The 22,671-nt window shown below is 43.6% G+C and carries 18 protein-coding genes; all 18 read left to right on the top strand.

The genetic code is table 11. The annotated features are described in order from the left end of the window. Positions 1-411: 411 nt before the first annotated feature. The 18 genes from rpsB to LDO51_RS02210 all read left to right on the top strand — a co-directional run bounded on the left by rpsB (position 412) and on the right by LDO51_RS02210 (position 22,655). Complete coding sequence (rpsB, locus tag LDO51_RS02295) at positions 412-1,137, top strand: 30S ribosomal protein S2 (protein ID WP_036956352.1); 726 nt, start codon at positions 412-414, stop codon at positions 1,135-1,137. 134 nt (positions 1,138-1,271) lie between these two features. Next, positions 1,272-2,123 (top strand): translation elongation factor Ts, encoded by an 852-nt coding sequence (tsf, locus tag LDO51_RS02290; protein ID WP_225576188.1) that lies wholly within the window; start codon positions 1,272-1,274, stop codon positions 2,121-2,123. Between the two features lie 206 nt (positions 2,124-2,329). After that, positions 2,330-3,058, top strand: coding sequence for a UMP kinase (gene pyrH, locus LDO51_RS02285; RefSeq protein WP_006814045.1), 729 nt, complete (start codon positions 2,330-2,332; stop codon positions 3,056-3,058). A 108-nt stretch (positions 3,059-3,166) separates the two neighbouring features. Then, entirely contained in the window at positions 3,167-3,724 is a 558-nt protein-coding gene (gene frr, locus LDO51_RS02280; RefSeq protein WP_036956356.1) for a ribosome recycling factor, read from the top strand. 149 nt (positions 3,725-3,873) lie between these two features. Then, complete coding sequence (gene ispC / locus LDO51_RS02275; RefSeq protein ID WP_225576187.1) at positions 3,874-5,070, top strand: 1-deoxy-D-xylulose-5-phosphate reductoisomerase; 1,197 nt, start codon at positions 3,874-3,876, stop codon at positions 5,068-5,070. 181 nt (positions 5,071-5,251) lie between these two features. After that, positions 5,252-6,004, top strand: coding sequence for a polyprenyl diphosphate synthase (uppS, locus tag LDO51_RS02270; RefSeq protein WP_225576186.1), 753 nt, complete (start codon positions 5,252-5,254; stop codon positions 6,002-6,004). A 6-nt stretch (positions 6,005-6,010) separates the two neighbouring features. Next, on the top strand, positions 6,011-6,877 hold the full coding sequence (gene cdsA, locus LDO51_RS02265; RefSeq protein WP_225576185.1) for a phosphatidate cytidylyltransferase: 867 nt from the start codon (positions 6,011-6,013) through the stop codon (positions 6,875-6,877). A gap of 8 nt (positions 6,878-6,885) precedes the next feature. After that, entirely contained in the window at positions 6,886-8,238 is a 1,353-nt protein-coding gene (gene rseP / locus LDO51_RS02260) for a sigma E protease regulator RseP (RefSeq protein ID WP_225576184.1), read from the top strand. A gap of 41 nt (positions 8,239-8,279) precedes the next feature. Then, positions 8,280-10,694 carry an outer membrane protein assembly factor BamA gene (bamA, locus tag LDO51_RS02255; protein WP_225576183.1) on the top strand — a complete coding sequence of 805 codons (2,415 nt, stop codon included), beginning with the start codon at positions 8,280-8,282 and terminating at the stop codon, positions 10,692-10,694. 87 nt (positions 10,695-10,781) lie between these two features. Then, on the top strand, positions 10,782-11,276 hold the full coding sequence (gene skp, locus LDO51_RS02250; RefSeq protein WP_225576182.1) for a molecular chaperone Skp: 495 nt from the start codon (positions 10,782-10,784) through the stop codon (positions 11,274-11,276). Between the two features lie 3 nt (positions 11,277-11,279). Then, on the top strand, positions 11,280-12,317 hold the full coding sequence (lpxD, locus tag LDO51_RS02245) for a UDP-3-O-(3-hydroxymyristoyl)glucosamine N-acyltransferase (protein WP_225576181.1): 1,038 nt from the start codon (positions 11,280-11,282) through the stop codon (positions 12,315-12,317). A gap of 130 nt (positions 12,318-12,447) precedes the next feature. After that, entirely contained in the window at positions 12,448-12,900 is a 453-nt protein-coding gene (gene fabZ / locus LDO51_RS02240) for a 3-hydroxyacyl-ACP dehydratase FabZ (protein WP_006658399.1), read from the top strand. Position 12,901: 1 nt separating this feature from the next. After that, a complete protein-coding gene (gene lpxA, locus LDO51_RS02235; RefSeq protein ID WP_108478503.1) occupies positions 12,902-13,699 on the top strand; it encodes an acyl-ACP--UDP-N-acetylglucosamine O-acyltransferase in 798 nt (265 codons plus the stop codon). 51 nt (positions 13,700-13,750) lie between these two features. Beyond that, the gene (lpxB, locus tag LDO51_RS02230) at positions 13,751-14,905 is read left to right on the top strand and encodes a lipid-A-disaccharide synthase (protein WP_225576180.1); all 1,155 of its coding nucleotides are present in this window, start codon (positions 13,751-13,753) and stop codon (positions 14,903-14,905) included. Then, positions 14,905-15,495: a ribonuclease HII gene (gene rnhB, locus LDO51_RS02225; RefSeq protein ID WP_154603340.1), complete on the top strand. Its 591-nt coding sequence runs from the start codon at positions 14,905-14,907 to the stop codon at positions 15,493-15,495. The genes lpxB and rnhB overlap by 1 nt, the downstream gene beginning before the upstream one ends. 29 nt (positions 15,496-15,524) lie before the next feature. Further along, positions 15,525-19,007, top strand: coding sequence for a DNA polymerase III subunit alpha (gene dnaE, locus LDO51_RS02220; protein WP_225576179.1), 3,483 nt, complete (start codon positions 15,525-15,527; stop codon positions 19,005-19,007). Positions 19,008-19,019: 12 nt separating this feature from the next. Further along, complete coding sequence (gene accA / locus LDO51_RS02215) at positions 19,020-19,979, top strand: acetyl-CoA carboxylase carboxyl transferase subunit alpha (protein ID WP_225576178.1); 960 nt, start codon at positions 19,020-19,022, stop codon at positions 19,977-19,979. A 654-nt stretch (positions 19,980-20,633) separates the two neighbouring features. Then, positions 20,634-22,655 carry an inverse autotransporter beta domain-containing protein gene (locus LDO51_RS02210; RefSeq protein ID WP_225576177.1) on the top strand — a complete coding sequence of 674 codons (2,022 nt, stop codon included), beginning with the start codon at positions 20,634-20,636 and terminating at the stop codon, positions 22,653-22,655. Positions 22,656-22,671 lie beyond the last annotated feature (16 nt).

Genomic DNA, 22,671 nt, shown 5'->3' with positions numbered 1-22,671 from the left:
TTTGATGATGAATTTTTCATCTTGACCATTTTTCGCTATCGTTTTGTTGTTGCTCTATATTTGCTTCGTGGGTCTTTTGTGATGGGTAAAATTCGTTGAGATCTGAATAATACACTTGGTTTTTATCAGCGAAAAAACAACAATTATTGGATTACAACTGCATTTTATGGTATAAAGCGCGCCGGCAATCCATATTTTTCTCTTTATCTCATTTTTTAATCTAATTTGGATTAGTGAGTGAATCTTAAAGGCATCGATTGGATGTGCGTAAACTAAAACTCAATTGTGTAATAACACACACGAATCGGCACGTGCGCCGGGGTGCTCTTATGCGTTTAGACGCAGCTATAGAGTCGGTAGCATGGGATTCGTGGAGGCATAACCCCAATTACTTATATACAGAGGTATAAAATGGCAACTGTTTCCATGCGCGATATGTTACAAGCGGGCGTTCACTTTGGTCACCAGACTCGTTACTGGAACCCTAAAATGAAACCTTTCATTTTCGGCGCTCGTAACAAAGTTCATATCATCAACTTGGAAAAGACTGTTCCAATGTTCAACGAAGCTCTGGCTGAGTTGACTAAAATTGCTTCTCGTAAAGGCAAGATTCTGTTTGTTGGTACTAAACGTGCTGCAAGCGAAGCCGTTCAAGAAGCTGCTGGAAGCTGTGATCAATATTTCGTAAACCACCGTTGGTTAGGTGGGATGCTGACTAACTGGAAAACTGTTCGTCAGTCAATCAAACGTCTGAAAGATCTGGAAGTTCAGTCACAAGACGGTACTTTCGACAAACTGACCAAGAAAGAAGCGCTGATGCGTACTCGTGAACTTGGTAAGTTAGAAAACAGCTTAGGCGGTATCAAAGATATGGGCGGTTTACCAGACGCTCTGTTCGTTATCGATGCAGACCACGAACACATTGCTATCAAAGAAGCTAATAACCTGGGTATCCCAGTATTCGCTATCGTTGATACTAACTCTGATCCAGACGGTATCGACTTCGTTATCCCTGGTAACGACGATGCAATCCGTGCAATCAAACTGTATCTGGGCGCTGTTGCAAACACCGTTCGTGAAGGTCGTTCACAAGATCTGGCTGTTCAAGCAGAAGAAAGCTTAGTAGAAGCTGAATAATAAGGCAAAAGCCCTTATTAACCAGGTATTGCTATATATTGGTTAGAAGGGGCCTACTTAGGCCCCTTTTGTCTCTGTGAATCAGAATTATCCTTGTGGGAAAGTCCCGTGAGGCATATCGAGGAATAAATCACATGTCTGGAATTACCGCTGCATTGGTAAAAGAACTGCGCGAACGTACTGGCGCAGGTATGATGGAATGTAAAAAAGCATTAGTTGAAGCTAACGGCGACATCGAATTAGCAATCGACAACATGCGTAAATCAGGTCAAGCGAAAGCCGCTAAAAAAGCAGGCCGTGTTGCTGCTGAAGGCGTTATCCTGACTGAAGTTTTCAACGACGGTAAAACTGGTGCGCTGATCGAACTGAACTGCGAAACTGACTTCGTTGCTAAAGATGCTGGTTTCTTAGCATTCGGTAAAGAAGTTTTAGCTTCTGTTGTTGCTGATAAAAACGCTGACATCGACGCTCTGAAAGCAAAATTCGAAGAAGCTCGTACAGCTTTAGTTGCGAAAATTGGTGAAAACATCAATATCCGTCGCGTTGCTATTCTGGAAGGTACACAAGTAGGTAGCTACCTGCACGGTGCTCGTATCGGTGTTCTGGTTGCTGGCGAAGGCGCAGATGAAGAACTGCTGAAACACATTGCGATGCACATTGCTGCAAGCAAGCCAGAATATGTGACTCCAGAAAACGTTCCAGCTGATGTTGTTGCTCACGAGCACCAAATTCAGTTAGACATCGCTATGCAATCTGGTAAACCACGCGAAATCGCTGAAAAAATGGTTATCGGTCGCATGAACAAATTCACTGGCGAAATCTCTCTGACTGGCCAGCCTTTCGTAATGGATCCAAGCAAATCTGTTGGTGACTTACTGAAAGAAAAAGGTGCTAACGTAACTAACTTCATCCGCTTTGAAGTTGGTGAAGGTATCGAGAAAGTTGAAACTGACTTCGCAGCAGAAGTTGCTGCAATGAGCAAGTAATCAACGAAAAGGGCCGCCGATTGGCGGCCTTTCTTTAATACACTGCATATTTCAAGCTGTATGCATTCACCTATTTTGGTGTAGCGACTCAACTTCCTGCAACTTGAACTATTTTTGTGTAGCATTCTGTATCAAATACATTTTTCGGCATATAGAGCGAGGCTCTATATGTATGACTCCAATAATGACCTGTTAGGACACAACTCATGGCAACCAATGCAAAACCCGTTTATCAGCGTATTCTGCTTAAACTAAGTGGCGAGGCTCTACAAGGTGCAGAAGGTTTTGGTATCGATGCTAGCGTTTTAGATCGTATGGCTCAGGAAATCAAAGAACTTATAGAACTGGGTATACAGGTCGGTGTGGTTATTGGTGGTGGTAACTTGTTCCGTGGTGCCGGTCTGGCACAAGCAGGCATGAACCGCGTTGTTGGTGACCATATGGGTATGCTGGCAACCGTGATGAATGGTCTGGCAATGCGTGATGCGCTGCACCGTGCATACGTAAACGCAAGACTGATGTCTGCAATTCCACTCAATGGCGTATGTGACAACTATAGTTGGGCTGAAGCTATCAGCTTACTGCGACACGGTCGTGTGGTTATCTTCTCTGCGGGAACAGGAAATCCATTCTTCACAACGGACTCAGCAGCTTGCTTACGCGGTATTGAAATTGAAGCTGATGTTGTACTGAAAGCCACAAAAGTTGATGGCGTTTACTCGTCAGATCCTGCCAAAGATCCTGATGCCGTTTTGTATGAAAACCTGAATTATCAAGAAGTTCTTGAGCGTGAATTGAAAGTTATGGATTTAGCTGCATTTACGCTAGCACGCGATCACAACCTGCCAATTCGTGTTTTCAACATGAATAAGCCAGGCGCATTACGCCGTGTTGTGATGGGTGAAAACGAAGGAACTCTGATTTCTCACAATTAATACTCAGAGACATGACCTGAGTTTGAATGTATTATCTAACATAAATTCAGACAATTTAAGCGAGGCTGCTTTGCGGCCTTTAATAACAAGTTCTTAAGGGTTGATAACGTGATTAACGAAATCCAAAAAGATGCTCAAGACCGTATGGAAAAGAGCCTTGAAGCACTAAAAAGTCAAATCAGCAAAGTTCGTACTGGCCGCGCTTCTCCAAGCCTGTTAGACGGCATCTCTGTTGAATATTACGGCTCAGCGACGCCTCTGCGTCAATTAGCTAACGTGACCGTTGAAGACTCACGTACATTAGCAATTTCTGTTTTTGACCGTAGCATGTCACCTGCAATTGAAAAAGCGATCATGGCGTCTGACTTAGGTCTGAACCCATCTTCAGCAGGTACTGTTATCCGCGTTCCACTTCCTCCATTAACGGAAGAGCGTCGTAAAGACTTAATCAAAGTGGTTCGTGGTGATGCTGAGCAAGGTCGTATCGCGATTCGTAACGTCCGCCGTGACGCTAACGATAAAGTTAAAGCTTTACTGAAAGACAAAGAAATCAGTGAAGATGATGAGCGCCGTTCACAGGATGATATCCAAAAACTGACGGATAACTTCATCAAAAAAGTGGATGAAGCATTAGCTCAAAAAGAAGCGGAGCTGATGGAGTTTTAATCCATCTTGATAATAAAGCCATCTGAACACATTTTTTAAAAGTGTGCTTTAGCATGGCTTTATTATTTATCATTTCTATTAAACAATCCTTTCTCATCGCTAAGCTGATATAATCTCAGTATTGAATTAATACAGAGTATCTGATCACTATGAAACGTCTTACTATCCTGGGTTCTACAGGTTCAATCGGTACAAGTACACTTTCTGTTGTTCGTCAAAATCCTGATCAATTCCAAATTCTTGCATTAGTCGCAGGTAAAAACGTGACTGAGATGGCAAGCCAGTGCCTTGAATTTAATCCTAAATATGTCTCAATGGCTGACGAAAGCGCAGCGAAAGCGTTACGCACTATTCTGACGGAAAATAACTGCAAAACAGAGGTTTTATCGGGTACAGAATCCGCTATTGAACTTGCTGGGTTGGATGAAGCGGATCAAGTGATGTCTGCAATTACTGGCGTGGCGGGGCTACTCCCAACGCTGTCAGCAATCCGTAAAGGGAAAAGAATATTATTAGCGAATAAAGAGTCTCTGATTACCAGTGGCCGTTTATTCTTTAATGCGATTCGAGAGCACCAAGCAACAGTTTTCCCGATTGATAGCGAGCATAACGCGATTTTTCAAAGCCTACCTGAAGAAATTCAATTGAATTTAGGCTTTGCCGACCTGACGGCTTCTGGGATTTCCAGCATCGTATTAACAGGCTCCGGTGGACCATTTAGAGATACGCCGTTATCTTATTTTGACCAAGTGACACCGGATGAGGCATGTAATCATCCTAATTGGTCAATGGGACGCAAAATCTCGGTAGACTCCGCGACTATGATGAATAAAGGTCTAGAATATATTGAGGCTTGCTATTTCTTTAATGCTAATGAAAAGCAGATGGAGGTGATTATTCACCCTCAATCTGTCATCCATTCTATGGTTCGCTACCGTGATGGAAGTGTGATCGCCCAGTTAGGAACACCTGACATGCGCACACCAATTTCGTACAGCATGGCCTATCCTCAGCGCATTATGTCGGGTGCTAAGCCATTGGATTTCACTACGTTATCTTCGCTGACTTTTGTTGAGCCTGATTACCAACGTTACCCTTGCCTGAAACTGGCTATTGATGCATGTCACCAAGGTCAAGCGGCAACTACCGCATTAAATGGTGCGAATGAAATTACTGTCGGTGCATTCTTAGAAGGCAAAATTCGCTTTACGGATATTGCAAAAATCAACCATGAGATTATGGATAAATTAATTCATTTGCCGGAACCCACGTCTATTGACGAGGTCTTAGAAATCGATGCTTGTGCTCGCCGTGAAGCAGCTCAACGAATTGCTCAAGAATTTTAATCTTGATATGTGATTTATTTAGTTGCTGATAACTATAATATATCTTTAATATGTGGCGTGTTGAGAATAGAAAGCTTATCAACAATAAGCATATTAAGGATGTGTCTTATCAGCAATTATAATCATAAGAGTTATGATTGAGTCAGATTTCCCAAGTAGTACAGACAAGGATTAACATTTAATGAACTCTAGTGGTGAAAATCTCTCTGATTCTATGATGCCTAAGCATGTTGCCATCATTATGGATGGTAATGGGCGATGGGCAAAACAGAGAGGAAAATTCAGAATTACTGGTCATCGAGCAGGTGTTGAATCTGTACGTAGTTCTGTGCGTTTTGCCGTAAAGAATAATATTCGTTCCCTGACACTTTACGCATTCAGCAGTGAAAATTGGAAAAGACCAGAAAAAGAAGTCAGTTCGTTGATGGATCTGTTTGTTTTTGCATTAGATAATGAAGTCAAAAACCTGCATAAAAATAACGTAAAACTGAAAATTATTGGTGATGTTAGTCGCTTTAGTGAAACCTTAAGAAAAAGAATTGATAAAGCGGAAGCATTAACAGCAGGTAACACGGGTTTACAACTGAATATTGCCGCTAATTACGGTGGACGCTGGGATATTGTTAATAGCGTTAAACAAGTTTATGAAAAAGTGAGCTGTGGTGAGTTATCTATCGATGACGTGACTGAAAGTACGATTAGTGACCATGTTTGTATGCATGACCAAGAGTGTGTTGATTTGGTGATCCGTACAGGTGGAGAACATCGCATTAGTAATTTCTTGTTATGGCAGGTTGCTTATGCGGAATTTTATTTCACCAACGTTTTATGGCCAGATTTTGATGAAATGGTGTTTCAGGATGCAGTTGATGCTTTTAGCAAGCGAGAACGGCGCTATGGTGGAGCAGAATCAGATGACGAACTCGTCAAATAAAAGGGGATGGATGTGCTGAAGTATCGTTTACTCACTGCGGTGATTTTAATTCCAATTGTTATTGCTGCACTTTTTTTACTGTCCCCAGCAAATTTCGGTTTAGTGGTGATAGCAGTCTGTGCGTTGGGCGCATGGGAATGGGCGCAATTTGCAGGATGGCATTCACAAACTAAACGTATCGGTTTAGCGGTTGTATTTGCGGTGGTATTACTCGCAATTCAACTTTCTTTACCAGACATGACCGCACTTTCAAGCTCTCCGTTTATTTTATATAGCCTCTGGGCCGGTTTAATCTGGTGGGTTGCAGCCATTTTATTGGTTGTGACATACCCAGCCTCTGCTTCATGGGGAAAATCGGTCATCATTCGCTTACTGTTTGGCGTATTAACTATTGTGCCTTTCTATAGTGGCATGATGGTATTAAGAACTATTGGTTACCAAGCTGACACCTCTGTTGGGGCATGGTGGTTACTCTACGTGATGCTATTGGTATGGGGTGCAGACTCCGGTGCTTATGCGTTTGGACGTACTATTGGTCGCAATAAAATGGCACCAAAAGTTTCTCCGGGTAAAACATGGGAAGGGTTAATCGGTGGTTTAATTACAGCTGGAATTATCTCATGGTTATTTAGCTTATATGCGCCAATCCCAGCAATGCCAGATTATTTACTAGTGACTTCAATTATTGTTGTTGTAGTATCTGTGTTCGGTGACTTAACAGAGAGTATGTTTAAGCGCCAATCTGGCATTAAAGACAGTAGCCATTTAATTCCAGGTCACGGTGGAATACTCGATAGAATTGATAGTCTAACTGCGGCAATCCCTGTATTTGCAGGGCTGAATTTGTTAGTTTTCAACGGTTTTGGTCTTTAGGAAGATTAATGGGATTTATTTGGAGCTTAGCGGCATTTATTATTGCGATTGGTGTGCTAATTACGGTACACGAATTTGGGCATTATTGGGTCGCGCGCCGCTGTGGTGTTTATGTTGAAAAATTCTCTATAGGGTTTGGTAAAACGCTATGGCGTAAAGTCGATAAACATGGGACAGAGTTTGTTTTAGCACTGATTCCGCTTGGTGGCTACGTCAAAATGCTCGATGAGCGTGTTGGTGAAGTAAGCCCTGAACGCCGTCATTTAGCTTTCAATAATAAGACCGTTGGACAACGTGCCGCCATTATCAGCGCGGGCCCTATTGCGAACTTTTTGCTCGCTATTGTTGTCTACTGGATTGTCTTTATGATTGGGATTCCGTCTGTTCGCCCAGTCATTGATAGCATTAAGCCAAATTCCATTGCTGCTGAGGCAAATTTTGAGCCTCAAATGGAACTAAAATCGATAGACGGTATCGAAACACCTGATTGGAATTCAGTTCGTTTAGCGCTGGTGAGTAAAATTGGTGACAGGGAATTTACTGCACAAGTTTTACCTCAAGGATATAATGAGCCAGTTTCTAAAACAGTAGATTTAAGCGCATGGCAGTTTGACCCTGAAAAGCAGGATCCTATTTTATCAATAGGGATTATGCCAGTGTCTGCGAAGGTTGACCCTGTCATCCATAAAGTGACGGAAGGCTTAGCGGGCGAGCGTGCCGGTTTAAAACCGGGAGATAGAATTATCAGTGTCAACGGAGAGCTACTGGATACTTGGAATCCAGTGACGAGAATAATCCGAAATAATCCGGGGACACCATTAAAATTAGCCGTGCAACGTAATTCTACATTGATTGAGTTAACCTTGGTTCCTGATGTGCAGGAAGATAAAAAAGGTGAGCGTTTTGGCGTTGCGGGCGTCGAACTAACTGTATTACCGCTAGCTGATGAATATAAAATGGTGCAGCAATACAACCCTGTATCTGCACTGTTTCAAGCTAGCGACAAGACTTGGCAGTTAATGAAACTGACAGTCAATATGATGGGTAAACTGGTTGTTGGGGATGTTAAACTCAATAACTTGAGCGGGCCGGTATCTATCGCAAAAGGTGCGGGGGTTTCGGCGGAGTCAGGCTTGGTATATTATCTGATGTTTATTGCGCTGATTAGCGTGAACTTAGGCATCATCAATCTATTTCCATTGCCTGTGTTAGATGGGGGGCACTTACTCTTCTTATTAATTGAAAAAATTAAAGGGAGTCCAGTGTCTGAGCGAGTACAAGACTTTAGTTTTCGAATTGGTGCAATGGCATTGATTCTGTTAATGGGACTTGCACTTTTTAATGATTTCTCTCGCTTCTAATTTTGTAAGCTTGGGACCAGTAAGGAATACGCATAACAACGATGGCGATGAAAAAGTTGCTCATAGCGTCGCTGCTTTTAGGTAGCGCCACTGCATACGGTTCAGACGGATTCGTAGTTAAAGACATTCGTTTCGAAGGTCTACAACGCGTCGCCGTTGGTGCAGCATTATTGAACATGCCTGTCAGGGTCGGGGATTCAATCGATAACGAAGATATTAGTCGTTCGATTCGCTCGCTATTCTCTACAGGTAACTTCGAAGATGTTAGGGTCCTGCGTGATGGAAATACGCTGATCGTTCAAGTTAAAGAACGACCAACCATCGCGAGTATCACTTTTACAGGTAACAAATCTGTAAAAGATGACATGCTAAAGCAGAACTTGGAAGCATCCAATATCCGTGTGGGTGAAGCATTAGACCGCACTAAAATTGCGAATATTGAAAAAGGTTTAGAGGACTTTTACTACAGTGTTGGTAAATACAACGCGACAGTAAAAGCGGTGGTCACGCCATTACCACGTAACCGCGTGGATTTAAAATTTGTGTTCTCTGAAGGCGTGTCTGCAAAAATCCAGCAGATCAACATCGTAGGTAATAAAAACTACTCAACAGCGGAATTGGTGAATAAGCTTCAATTACGTGACGATGTACCATGGTGGAACCTGGCGGCTGACCAAAAATATCAAAAACAGAAATTGGCGGGTGATTTAGAAACCCTGCGTAGTTTCTACCTTGATCGCGGTTATGCACGTTTTAATATCGACTCAACGCAAGTGAGTCTGACACCAGACAAGAAAGATATCTACATTACGATTAATGTCACTGAGGGAGATCAATATAAGATTTCTGGTGTGGATGTTAATGGTAATACGGCAGAGCATTTAGCGGATATCCAAGAGCTGATCACCATCACACCAGGTGAGTTATACAATGGTGCGCAAGTGACTCAGATGGAAAACCAAATTAAAGACCTGTTTGGTCGTTATGGTTACGCCTATCCCCGCGTAATGACTCAGCCAGAAATTAATGATGCTGATAAGACAGTTAAGCTGCATGTTAACGTTGATGCAGGTAACCGTTTCTATGTTCGTCAAATTCGTTTCCAAGGTAACGATACCAGTAAAGATTCCGTTTTACGCCGTGAAATGCGTCAAATGGAAGGTGCGTGGTTAGGTAACGATTTAGTTGAATTAGGTAAAGAGCGTCTGAACCGTACTGGTTTCTTCGAAACTGTTGATGTTGAAACTCAGCGTATTCCGGGTAGCCCAGACCAAGTTGATGTTATCTATAAGGTTAAAGAACGTAATACCGGTTCAATGAACTTTGGTGTTGGTTTTGGTACTGAAAGTGGCGTGAGCTTCCAAGTTGGTGTCACTCAGGATAACTGGTTGGGTACAGGTAATGCGGTTGGTATTAACGCCAGCCGAAATGACTACTCAACAAACGTCGAGTTTTCAATGACAGACCCTTACTTCACGGTTAACGGTGTGAGTCTGGGTGGACGTATCTTCTATAACGACTTTAGTGCGAAAGATGCGGACTTATCTGGCTATAACAACAAAACGTATGGTTTAGATAGCACATTAAGCTTCCCATTCAATGAAAATAACTCCTTCCGTATTGGTGCGGGGTATGTTCATAACGACCTGTCTGACATGCGTGCGCAAGCTGCAATGTGGGATTATCTACAATCTATGGGTGAAAACCCACCGGTGACTAAAGATGGTCGTAACAAAGAAAGCTTCAGAGCGGATGACTTTACACTGAACTTAGGTTGGACTTACAACACCTTAAACCGTGGTTTCTTCCCAACATCGGGTAACAAAACTAGCGTTTCAGGTAAAGTGACAGTCCCTGGTTCTGATAACGAATACTATAAACTGCGTTTTGATACGGCTCAGTACGTTCCTTTAAATGATGATGAAACGTGGGTTGTGTTAGGTCGAGCGCAGGCGGGTTATGGTGATGGTATTGGTAGCAAGCAAATGCCATTCTATGAGAACTTCTATGCCGGGGGCTCTAGCACCATCCGTGGTTTCCGTTCAAATAACATCGGTCCGAAAGCTGTATATCTGAAGAATATAGATGGCAAAGATGGCCCTGAGCCAGGTAGCCCATCTAGCGATGCGGTTGGTGGTAACGCGATGTATGCAGGTTCATTTGAGCTGATTACACCAACGCCATTTATCGACGAGAAATATGCGAATACGATCCGTACCTCTCTGTTTGTAGACGCGGGAACCGTATGGGATACCAACTGGAACAGTATTAATCCAGCATGGCGTGCGGGTATGCCTGACTACGGTACAGCAACTAACGTCCGTGTTTCTACGGGTATTGCTTTACAGTGGATTTCGCCACTTGGGCCGCTGGTCTTCTCCTATGCGCAACCTATCAAGGATTACGAAGGCGATAAATCAGAACAGTTCCAATTTAATATTGGTAGAACTTGGTAATCATTCAGTCTCTATCGAAATCAGCCCTCATAAGATAATGAGGGCTACCAAAATTTCCAGCCATAAGAATGGGTTAAGGAGTTTAGCGTGAAAAAATTGTTGTGTGCAGCGGGTGTAAGTATTGCTTTAGCAATGTCTGCGGGTGCGTATGCTGAAAAAATCGCTATCGTGAATGTTGGCGAAGTTTTCCAGAACATGCCTGCTCGTGACGCCGTTGCTAAACAGCTTGAGAGTGAATTCAAAAGCCGTGCTACTGAACTGCAGAATCTGGAAAAAGATTTGCAATCACGCGTAGAAAAACTGCGTCGTGACGGTGCAACTATGAGCACTAGCGATCGTGAAAAGCAGGAAAAAGAATTAATCACTAAACGTGACCAGTTCGCTGAGAAAGCTCAGAAATTTGAAGAAGACAACCGTCGTCGTCAAGCTGAAGAGCGTAATAAGATTCTGAGCCGTATCCAAGATTCTATTAAATCCGTTGCAGCGAAAGAAGGCTATGACGTTGTTATCGATGCAAACGCAGTTGCGTACGCAAAAGATGGCATCGATATTACCAGCCAGGTTCAAAAACAGGTTAAATAATAGATGTCTTCAATTCGATTAGCTGACCTCGCTCAGCAGTTGAATGCACAGTTACACGGTGATGGCGATATCGTCATCACCGGTATTGCACCGATGTATTCAGCGAACAATCAGCAGATTACTTTTTTATCTGATAGCCGTTACAGCGATAAGTTGGCAGATTGCCAAGCTGCTGCTGTGGTATTAACTGAAAAAGATCTGAGTGCTTGTAAGGTTGCTGCACTGGTTGTAGATAATCCTTATCTTGCTTATGCGCATATGGCGCAAATTATGGATACTACTCCAGCCCCAGCTGAGAATATCCATGCGTCAGCAGTTATCGCTGATGATGCCCAACTTGGTCAAAATGTCGCAATTGGCGCGAATGCCGTTATCGAAAGTGGCGTTGTGCTAGGCGATAACGTTGTGATTGGTGCAGGTTGTTTTATTGGTAAAAATACCCGCATTGGTTCAGGTACCCGTTTATGGGCGAATGTCAGTGTTTACCATCATGTTGAGATTGGTGAAAGTTGCTTAATCCAGTCAGGTACAGTGATCGGTTCTGATGGCTTTGGTTATGCCAATGATCGTGGTAATTGGATCAAGATCCCGCAATTGGGTACCGTGATCATCGGGTCTCGTGTAGAGATCGGCGCGTGTACAACAATTGACCGTGGCGCATTAGATAACACAGTGATTGGCAGTGGCGTTATCATCGATAACCAATGCCAAATTGCGCACAATGTAACAATAGGCGATAATACCGCAGTTGCGGGAGGCGTCATCATGGCTGGTAGTTTAAAAATCGGTCGCTATTGTATGATTGGCGGAGCCAGTGTTATCAATGGTCATATGGAAATCTGTGACAAGGTTACCGTAACAGGTATGGGAATGGTCATGCGACCAATTACTGAGCCAGGAGTTTACTCTTCCGGTATTCCTTTACAGCCGAATAAAGCATGGCGTAAAACCGCGGCTTTAGTCTTAAGTATCAATGAGATGAATAAGCGTCTAAAAACACTTGAACGTGAATTAGATAGCCAAAATCAAAAAAATCAGTAATTATTTGGTAATTCAAGCTAAAATAGTTTCTTGAGTTACGTTTTTTCCGGCCTGCCTGTTAACTCGCCATTGAGTTAAAGCGGGCCGATTCATTAATTAAATAGTATTAATAGACAGGAAGAGTATTTCGATGAGTGATAATCATACTCTGAATATAGAAGAAATCTTAGAACTACTTCCGCACCGTTACCCATTCCTTTTGGTTGACCGTGTATTGGATTTTGAAGAAGGTAAATCTTTGCGCGCGGTAAAGAACGTCTCTTTTAACGAGCCATTCTTTCAGGGACATTTCCCTAGCAAACCAATTTTCCCGGGTGTTTTAATTTTAGAAGCAATGGCTCAGGCTACGGGTATCCTTGCGTTTAAAAGCGTAGGCAAGCTTGAACCTGGCGAATTATATTATTTTGCAGCGATTGATAACGCACGCTTTAAACGTCCCGTTCTGCCAGGAGATCAAATGATCCTGGAAGTTGAATTTATCAAAGAACGTCGCGGTGTAGCACGTTTTAAAGGTGTTGCAAAAGTTGATGGAGAAGTGGCCTGCGAAGCAGAAATGATGTGCGCCCGTCGTCGTGAGGTCTGATATGATTGACAAAACTGCCTATGTTCATCCCTCATCTATTGTAGAAGATGGAGCTGTTATTGGTGCCAATGTACGCATTGGTCCTTTTTGCTATATCGGCGCTAATGTTGAAATTGGTGAAGGTACTGAGCTGAAATCTCACGTTGTTGTAAACGGACACACGAAAATTGGTCGTGACAATGTTATTTTTCAATTTGCTTCGATTGGTGAAATTAACCAAGACCTGAAATACCAAGGTGAGCCAACTCGCGTTGAGATTGGCGACCGTAACCGCATCCGTGAAAGTGTGACTATCCATCGTGGAACCACTCAAGGCGGTGACCTAACTAAAATTGGTAATGATAATTTACTAATGGTTAACGTCCATATTGCGCATGACTGCATCATTGGTAACCGCTGTATTATCGCGAATAACGGAACGTTAGGTGGTCACGTCACTCTTGGTGATTTCGCTATTATTGGTGGTATGACTGCGGTACATCAATTCTGTCAGATTGGTGCGCATGTAATGGTCGGTGGATGCTCTGGTGTTGCACAAGACGTGCCTCCATACGTTATTGCACAGGGCAACCATGCAACTCCATTTGGTTTAAACCTTGAAGGTTTAAAACGCCGTGGTTTTGAAAAAGAATCTCTGCACGCTATTCGTAACGCATATAAAACGTTATATCGTTCAGGAAAATCTTTAGAAGAAGCGCGTGAAGAAATTGCTGAAATGGCAAAAACTGACGAGCACGTCAAAGTATTTAGTGATTTCTTAGAAGACTCAGCACAATCTAAGCGCGGAATTATTCGTTAATTTTTGCGGCTGTAGATGAATACAAGAAAGGCCTTTAATAAGGAGCGAATTTTGGTGAATAGCAACCGCCCACTTACTATTGGCCTTGTTGCTGGAGAAACCTCCGGTGATATCTTAGGCGCAGGGCTTATCCGCGCCTTAAAACAACAAGTTCCCAATGCCCGTTTTGTCGGTGTTGCAGGCCCACTCATGCAAGCAGAAGGTTGTGAAGCTTGGTATGAAATGGAAGAGCTCGCTGTCATGGGGATTGTTGAAGTCCTTGGCCGTTTACCGCGTTTATTATCCATCCGTAAAGATTTAACTCAGCGTTTTACTGAGTTACAACCTGATGTGTTTGTCGGCATTGATGCGCCTGATTTTAATATCACCCTTGAAGGTCGCTTAAAATCAAAGGGCATTAAAACCATTCATTATGTTAGCCCGTCTGTTTGGGCATGGCGCCAAAAGCGCGTATTCAAAATTGGTCGTTCCACAAATTTAGTTTTGGCATTTCTTCCGTTTGAGAAAGCATTTTATGACCGTTTTGATGTCCCTTGCCGTTTTATCGGGCACACCATGGCGGACTCAATCCCCTTAAACCCTGATAAACAGGCCGCGCGTGAGCGTTTAAATATCCCCGCGACTGCAAAATGTTTAGCCTTGTTACCGGGAAGCCGCCATTCTGAAGTGGAAATGCTCAGTGCTGATTTCTTAAAAACCGCTACACTATTAAGTAGCCACTTTACCGATCTACATATTGTAGTACCTTTGGTAAATCAGAAGCGACGTCAGCAATTCGATGAGATAAAACAACAGGTTGCTCCAGAGTTGAATGTCCATATTCTGGATGGGCAGGCTCGCGATGCAATGACTGCGGCAGATGCGACATTACTCGCTTCGGGCACCGCTGCCTTAGAATGTATGCTAACCAAATGCCCAATGGTAGTCGGTTATCGTATGAAGCCCTTCACATTCTGGCTTGCCAAGCGCTTAGTCAAAACGCCTTATGTTTCTTTGCCAAATTTATTGGCAGGGAAAGAAATCGTGAAAGAATTACTCCAAGAAGAGTGTCAGCCACAGCAACTTGCAGACCAGTTACTTCCATTGTTGGAAGGTGGTGAGCAGGTCGATGCGCTGAAGAAAACTTTCTTACAATTGCATCAATTGATTCGTTGTGATGCTGATCAACAAGCCGCTGATGCTGTATTAGATTTGGTTCGAAAATAATGGAATTTATATACCCAAAAGCCAACTTAATTGCTGGTGTTGATGAAGTGGGGCGTGGGCCTCTTGTCGGTGCTGTAGTGACTGCTGCTGTGATTTTAGATCCCAACAATCCTATTGAAGGGCTTGCGGATTCTAAAAAACTCAGCGAAAAAAAGCGTGAAAAGCTGTTCGATGAGATCAAAGAAAAAGCGCTGTGTTGGTGTATCGGCCGCGCAGAGCCAGAAGAAATCGATCAATTGAATATATTGCATGCCACAATGTTGGCTATGCAAAGAGCGGTTGAAGGTCTTTCTATTCAACCAGAATTCGTCTTAGTGGATGGCAACCGCTGCCCTAAACTGACAATGCCATCACAGGCCGTTGTTAAAGGTGATAGCTTAGTCCAAGAGATCAGCGCAGCCTCAATTCTGGCGAAAGTGGTTCGAGATAGGGAAATGGTTGAGCTTGATAAAGCTTTTCCTGAGTATGGTTTTGCGAAACACAAAGGTTATCCTACCGCGTATCATTTAGAAAAATTAGCTGAGTTTGGCGCTACCGAGTTTCACCGTAAAAGCTTCGCGCCTGTAAGACGTGCGTTAGACATTAAATAGTCGGCATAAGAAAAATAGGTATAAAGTTAATGGCTTCTCCTCGTTTTATTCATCTACGTGTTCACAGTGACTACTCCATGATTGATGGGCTGGCAAAAACCGGTCCATTAGTGAAAAAAGTCGCCGCCATGGGCATGCCTGCATTTGCTATCACAGATTTTACTAACCTTTGTGGGTTAGTGAAGTTTTATGGTGCGGCTCATGGTGCGGGTATCAAGCCGATCATTGGTGCTGATTTTTATATGGAAAGTGAGCAACTTGGTGATGAGGTTGCGCACTTAACAGTTCTGGCTCGCAATAACGAAGGCTATCAAAACCTCACCTTACTCATCTCTGAAGCTTACCAAAAAGGTTATGGTGCAATTGGGCCTACTATTCACCGGGACTGGCTTGTCAAACATAAAGAAGGTTTGATCTTACTATCAGGTGGTCGAAAAGGGGATGTGGGGCAGTTTTTACTTCGCGGTAACCAAGCACTCGTGGATGAGAGTGTAGCTTTTTACCAAACTCATTTTCCTGATGCTTACTATCTTGAACTTATTCGTACAGGGCGACCTGATGAAGAAAGCTACCTACATGCCGCTGTCGAATTGGCAACTCAGCGTGGCCTGCCTGTTGTAGCAACCAACGAGGTCTGTTTCATTGAAAGTAGCGACTTTGATGCTCATGAAATTCGCGTCGCTATTCATGATGGATTCACGTTAGCCGATCCGAAGCGTCCAAAAAATTATAGTCCTCAGCAATACTTACGTACTGAAGAAGAGATGTGCGAGCTGTTTGCCGACATCCCTGAAGCATTAGAAAATAGTGTAGAGATTGCTAAGCGCTGTAACGTCACTATTCGTCTTGGTGAATATTTCCTACCCAAATTCCCGACAGGGGATATGGAAACGGAAGACTTTTTGGTCATGCGTTCAAAAGAAGGCCTGGAAGAACGTCTCAAATTCCTATTCCCAGATGAGAAAGTCCGAGCAGAAAAACGCCCTGAATATGATGAACGTTTGGAAATCGAACTCAACGTTATTAACCAAATGGGATTCCCCGGCTACTTCTTGATCGTGATGGAGTTTATCCAGTGGTCAAAAGATAACGGCGTTCCTGTTGGTCCGGGGCGAGGCTCAGGTGCGGGTTCTTTAGTGGCTTATGCACTAAAAATCACTGACTTAGACCCACTTGAACTTGATTTACTGTTCGAGCGTTTTTTGAACCCTGAGCGGGTTTCAATGCCAGACTTTGACGTTGACTTTTGCATGGAAAAACGTGATCAAGTCATTGATCATGTTGCTCAAATGTATGGGCGAGATGCGGTATCTCAGATTATTACCTTTGGTACGATGGCAGCAAAAGCTGTTATTCGTGACGTGGGACGCGTACTGGGACACCCTTATGGTTTCGTTGACCGAATTTCTAAACTCGTTCCCCCTGACCCGGGAATGACCCTTGAAAAAGCTTTTGAAGTGGAACCTCAGTTGCCTGAAATTTATGAAGCAGATGAAGAGGTTAAAGCGCTAATCGATATGGCGCGTAAGCTTGAAGGGGTCACGCGTAACGCCGGTAAGCACGCCGGTGGGGTGGTTATTGCACCGACCAAAATTACGGATTTTGCGCCGCTCTATTGCGATGCAGAAGGTAATAACCCCGTTACACAATTCGATAAAAACGATGTTGAATATGCAGGCTTGGTAAAATTCGACTTCCTAGGTCTGCGTACGCTGACCATTATTAACTGGGCATTGGAGATGATCAATGCTCGTCGAGCCAAGAAAGATTTAGAACCGATTGATATTGCAGCGATTCCTTTACAGGATAAGAAAAGCTTCGATATGTTGCAGCGTTCGGAAACCACGGCGGTATTCCAATTAGAATCTCGAGGAATGAAGGATCTGATTAAACGCCTGCAACCGGACTGTTTTGAAGATATGATCGCTCTGGTAGCCTTATTCCGCCCGGGTCCTCTGCAATCGGGGATGGTAGATAACTTTATCGACCGTAAACATGGTCGTGAAGAGATCTCATATCCTGATGTAAATTGGCAGCACGAATCATTAAAACCTGTTCTAGAGCCAACTTATGGTATTATCCTATACCAAGAACAGGTTATGCAGATTGCTCAGGTTTTAGCAGGTTATACCCTCGGTGGCGCGGATATGTTGCGTCGTGCGATGGGTAAAAAGAAACCCGAAGAGATGGCAAAACAGCGCTCCGTTTTTGAGGAAGGTTCCATCAAAAATGGGGTAGATGGCGAGTTGTCGATGAAAATCTTTGACTTGGTGGAGAAATTCGCCGGTTATGGATTTAACAAATCACACTCCGCTGCCTATGCGTTGGTCTCGTACCAAACATTATGGCTAAAAGCCCACTATCCGGCTGAATTTATGGCTGCAGTAATGACTGCGGATATGGATAACACGGAAAAAGTGGTTGGGCTGGTTGATGAATGTTGGCGTATGGGCTTAAAAGTATTGCCACCAGATATCAATAGTGGGTTATATCACTTCCATGTGAATGATGAAGGTGAGATAGTTTACGGTATCGGCGCCATTAAAGGCGTTGGTGAAGGGCCAATCGAAGCGATTATTGAAGCTCGCCAACAAGGTGGAATTTTTAAAGAAATTTTCGACCTTTGTGCTCGTGTGGATATTAAAAAGATCAACCGCCGTGTGATGGAAAAGCTGATCATGGCAGGGGCATTCGACCATTTAGGGCCTCACCGAGCGGCCTTGATGTCATCCCTTGAAGATGCATTAAAAGCGGCAGATCAGCATGCGAAAGCAGAAGCTATCGGGCAAGGAGATATGTTTGGTGTGCTTGCCGAAGCCCCTGAGCAGGTTGAAAGTTCTTACGCCAGTGTGCCGAAGTGGCCTGAACAAGTCGTGCTAGAAGGTGAGCGCGAAACTTTAGGTCTCTATTTGACAGGTCACCCAATAACGCGATACTTAAGTGAGATAGAGCGTTATACAAATGGTTTGAGATTGAAAGATGTGAACCCAACCCCTCGTGGTCAAGTGACAACTGTGGTAGGTTTAGTGCTCTCTGCCAAAGTGATCACCACCAAACGTGGAAACCGAATTGGGATTTGCACGCTCGATGATCGTTCCGGTCGTCTGGATATTATGTTATTTTCAGATGCGCTGGATAAATACCAACATATGTTGGAAAAAGACAATATTTTAATTGCCACCGGTCAGGTCAGCTTTGATGATTTCAATGGTGGTAATAAAATGACAGTGCGCGAATTGATGGATATCGGTGAAGCAAGGGAAAAGTATGCGCGCGGCCTTGCAATTTCACTGTCCGATAAACAGATTAACGATCAATTACTGAATCGGCTTCGTAATGCGCTTGAACCTCATCGTTCAGGCACGATACCGGTTCACTTGTATTATCAGAAGGATGATGCCAGAGCTAAGCTTAAGTTTGGCGTTGTTTGGCGTGTAACACCCGTGGATCCCCTTCTGAACGACCTTCGAACTCTGCTGGGTAGTGAGCAGGTAGAATTAGAATTTGACTAAAATAGGAATATTATGAGTCTGGACTTTCTTGATTTTGAACAGCCGATTGCTGAATTAGAGGCGAAAATCGATTCCCTAACTGCAGTTAGCCGTCAAGATAACAACTTAGAAGTCAACCTAGATGAAGAGGTTGCCCGTTTACGTGAAAAAAGTGTTGAACTGACACGTAAGATTTTCTCTGATCTGGGGGCTTGGCAAATTGCTAAACTCGCTCGTCACCCACGTCGTCCATACTCTTTGGACTACATTTCCCGTATTTTTACAGATTACCAAGAATTAGCAGGTGATCGCGCGTATGCCGATGACAAAGCGATTATTGGTGGTTTAGCTCGTTTGGATGGGCGTCCTGTGATGGTTATTGGCCATCAAAAAGGCCGTGAAACGAAAGAGAAAATTCGCCGTAACTTTGGTATGCCGGCACCAGAAGGCTACCGTAAAGCACTGCGTCTGATGGAAATGGCTGAACGTTTCAAGCTGCCAATTATTACATTCATCGATACTCCAGGTGCATACCCAGGAGTGGGTGCAGAAGAACGTGGTCAATCAGAAGCGATCGCACGTAACTTACGTGAAATGTCTCGCTTATCCGTTCCTGTGATCTGTACTGTGATCGGTGAAGGCGGTTCAGGTGGCGCATTAGCGATTGGCGTGGGTGATAAAGTGAATATGCTGCAATACAGCACCTATTCCGTTATCTCACCAGAAGGTTGTGCATCTATTCTGTGGAAAAGTGCCGATAAAGCACCATTAGCGGCTGACGCGATGGGGATTACGGCGCCTCGCTTAAAAGAGCTGAAACTGATTGATAGCGTGATCCCTGAACCTCTGGGCGGCGCACATCGTAATTACGATGAAATCGCAGAATCTCTGAAAGCACAAATCACGCAAGACTTGAATGAGTTAGAAACTCTGGATGAAGAAGCACTGAAAAATCGTCGTTATCAACGTCTGATGGGATATGGTTACTGCTAATTAGCTAACCTATTAAGTGCAATCCATTCTATTTTAAAACGGGAGTCGGTTTAACCAGCTCCCGTTTTTTATGACCCATGTTTTATTTTTCATGGTTTTCAATCAATGTTCAGAATCTTAATTATCCAAAGTACCATATTCAAAAAACAGTATTAAAAAATGAAATGTCTTTTAATATCTCGCTTATTTAATTTTATGAAGTTTGTATATTAATAATATAAATATTCGTCGTGAGAAAGCTTCCATTCCAAAATATTCCACAAAGAAAACGTTATCTGAATACGTCAGTAAGAGCTTTCGGATGTAAGCAGCTAGCGCTTGCTATGAGTGCATGTCGCCAGTAACTCGCAGCTTAATGGTTCAAGCCTATGACATCTATTCCAATACGTAATAAATTATCGTCACTTAATTAATTTTACTCTCTATTACTTCATATTTAATCCGAATAAATCCGTTTTTATTATTAATCTAGACATATAAATTCCATCCCGAAACAAGATGGCAATAATGATTATGGTGCTTCTTTCGCTATTTAAATAGCAGGGTAACTAAACTGTTTAATTTAGATGGCCAGTATTTATTTATCTGCTATTAACAATGGAAATATACCCATTATGAAAAAACACCTTAAAGGAAAGCATAAAGGATAGAACAATGTTTTTTGGTATTAACCGCTACAGCATCAAATCATTTCAGATGCGTTTATTACTTTCCATTTTACTACCCGCATCCATCATGCCAGTCGGCTCAGTATTTGCTAACGGATTGGCGGATAAGGAGGAACGGAAAAAACTAAATCAAATGCGTACATTCCATAGCGCTTTTGAAGTTCTATCTGCTGAAGATGAAATTGATAATTCGAGTACACACTCTGTAAAGACAACAGACAAAAATACGACCGGAAACAGATTGATTAACGAACAGGATAGCCAGATACAAAATTGGTTGTCTCGTACGGCCCCTGACTTTTTTGTGGCGATGAATACAGAAAGTGCCGAAGCGTACCTTTCCAGACAGGCCAAGAATATGGCAATTAGCGAGGCCTCATCCGCAGTGGAAAGTTGGCTGAATCAGTTTGGTACTGCCCAGATTGGCGTACAGCCAGGAAAGAAGTTATCACAGAGTACCGTATCTGCTGACATGCTGTTACCGCTATATCAGAGCCCTGACTGGCTGGTATTTACCCAGTTCGGTGGTCGGAACCTTGATGGCCGTACCACCTTGAATTTAGGCGCTGGGGTTCGCCGATTCAGTGACCAATGGATGTATGGTGTAAACACTTTTTACGATATTGATGTTACCGGTAACAATCGTCGGGCGGGTATTGGGGGCGAGTTATGGTCCGATTATCTGCATTTATCTGCCAATGGTTATCTGCGACTCAATAGCTGGCATCAGTCACGGGACTTTGCTGATTACGATGAACGACCAGCCAACGGGTTTGATATAGCCGCCAGTGGCTGGTTACCGTCTTATCCGCAGCTCGGCGGAAAACTGAAATACGAACAATATTTCGGGGATGAAGTGGCACTGAAAGGCAAAGATAGCCGCAGTAAGGCACCAAAAGCGATGACGGTGGGGGTGAATTATACGCCTTTCCCATTAGTCACTTTCGGTGCTGATTGGCGCAAAGGAAAGGGAACGGATGAGCTTCAGCTTCAGGCGCAGCTTAACTATTCATTCGGTGTGCCTTGGAAGGATCAAATCTCATCCGCTGCGGTGGCGAACCTGCGTACACTCCCGAGCAATCGGATGGCACTGGTTGAGCGTAATAACCACATCGTACTTGAGTATCAAAAACAAGAGCTTATTAGCCTGATTCTGCCGCAAGTAATCCGCGGTCGTGGCGCTAGCCTACAGTTAGTGAACGCGATTTTGAAAGCAAAATACGGTGCTGATCGCGTGGAATGGGGAATGCTGACAGAATTTTCAGCTAAAGGTGGGAAAACGCAGTCTGTTGGTAAAAGTTTGACTGCTTGGCAGATGCGCTTACCTACTTGGCAAGCGGGTTCAACCAATACTTATACCTTGAGCGCGAGAGCATGGGATGGAAAGGGGAATGCGTCAAAACTAGTCTATGTAAAGGTCATTGTAGATGCAGGGCTTTCTACCCGCCACTCCAGCCTGACGGTAGGCGCAGGCACATTGAATGTTTCTGAGTCTGACACATTGACTTTGACAGTGCGAGATGACCAAAACGCACCGATGACGGGATTGGCTTCAGCTATTCAGCTGCCATTTACCTTTACGACGCACAAAGGTGGACCATCCCTGCCGTCTTCACAAAGTGGCGTTAAGTTGGCTGCATTGAAAGAAGCGGCACCTGGAGTTTACACCACCGCAATAACCGCCGGAAATCTTCCCGGTACCCTCACTTTTAATCCACAGGTAGAGGGGATCAGTATGGCTCCGATGGTGGTAGAAGTGATGGCTGCACCATTGGGAATACAAATATTTCGTAACGGCACTGTCATGAAAGGGAGTCCCGTGGTTGGCGATGTTCTAACAGCCACACCTGATTGCCGAGTTAACTGCATTCTACCGACTGCTTGGCAGTGGGAAGTGGAGACAACTCAAGGGTCAGGACAGTATCAGGCAATAAACGGCGCTACCGCCATGACATACACCGTTACAGCAGACATGCAAAAGCGCAAGCTGCGCGTAACAGCACAATAAATGCACCCATAGAGTA

It is taken from the genome of Providencia alcalifaciens, from assembly GCF_020271745.1.
Lineage (GTDB): Bacteria > Pseudomonadota > Gammaproteobacteria > Enterobacterales > Enterobacteriaceae > Providencia > Providencia alcalifaciens_B.
This window is presented reverse-complemented; position numbering and strand designations above follow the sequence as displayed.

What these genes read in the sequence shown, in the direction of transcription:
- rpsB (WP_036956352.1), top strand. Translation starts at nt 412, where the DNA reads ATGGCAACTGTTTCCATGCGCGATATGTTACAAGCGGGCGTTCACTTT.
- tsf (WP_225576188.1), top strand. Translation starts at nt 1,272, where the DNA reads ATGTCTGGAATTACCGCTGCATTGGTAAAAGAACTGCGCGAACGTACT.
- pyrH (WP_006814045.1), top strand. Translation starts at nt 2,330, where the DNA reads ATGGCAACCAATGCAAAACCCGTTTATCAGCGTATTCTGCTTAAACTA.
- ispC (WP_225576187.1), top strand. Translation starts at nt 3,874, where the DNA reads ATGAAACGTCTTACTATCCTGGGTTCTACAGGTTCAATCGGTACAAGT.
- uppS (WP_225576186.1), top strand. Translation starts at nt 5,252, where the DNA reads ATGAACTCTAGTGGTGAAAATCTCTCTGATTCTATGATGCCTAAGCAT.
- cdsA (WP_225576185.1), top strand. Translation starts at nt 6,011, where the DNA reads ATGGATGTGCTGAAGTATCGTTTACTCACTGCGGTGATTTTAATTCCA.
- rseP (WP_225576184.1), top strand. Translation starts at nt 6,886, where the DNA reads ATGGGATTTATTTGGAGCTTAGCGGCATTTATTATTGCGATTGGTGTG.
- bamA (WP_225576183.1), top strand. Translation starts at nt 8,280, where the DNA reads ATGGCGATGAAAAAGTTGCTCATAGCGTCGCTGCTTTTAGGTAGCGCC.
- lpxD (WP_225576181.1), top strand. Translation starts at nt 11,280, where the DNA reads ATGTCTTCAATTCGATTAGCTGACCTCGCTCAGCAGTTGAATGCACAG.
- fabZ (WP_006658399.1), top strand. Translation starts at nt 12,448, where the DNA reads ATGAGTGATAATCATACTCTGAATATAGAAGAAATCTTAGAACTACTT.
- lpxA (WP_108478503.1), top strand. Translation starts at nt 12,902, where the DNA reads ATGATTGACAAAACTGCCTATGTTCATCCCTCATCTATTGTAGAAGAT.
- rnhB (WP_154603340.1), top strand. Translation starts at nt 14,905, where the DNA reads ATGGAATTTATATACCCAAAAGCCAACTTAATTGCTGGTGTTGATGAA.
- dnaE (WP_225576179.1), top strand. Translation starts at nt 15,525, where the DNA reads ATGGCTTCTCCTCGTTTTATTCATCTACGTGTTCACAGTGACTACTCC.
- accA (WP_225576178.1), top strand. Translation starts at nt 19,020, where the DNA reads ATGAGTCTGGACTTTCTTGATTTTGAACAGCCGATTGCTGAATTAGAG.
- LDO51_RS02210 (WP_225576177.1), top strand. Translation starts at nt 20,634, where the DNA reads ATGTTTTTTGGTATTAACCGCTACAGCATCAAATCATTTCAGATGCGT.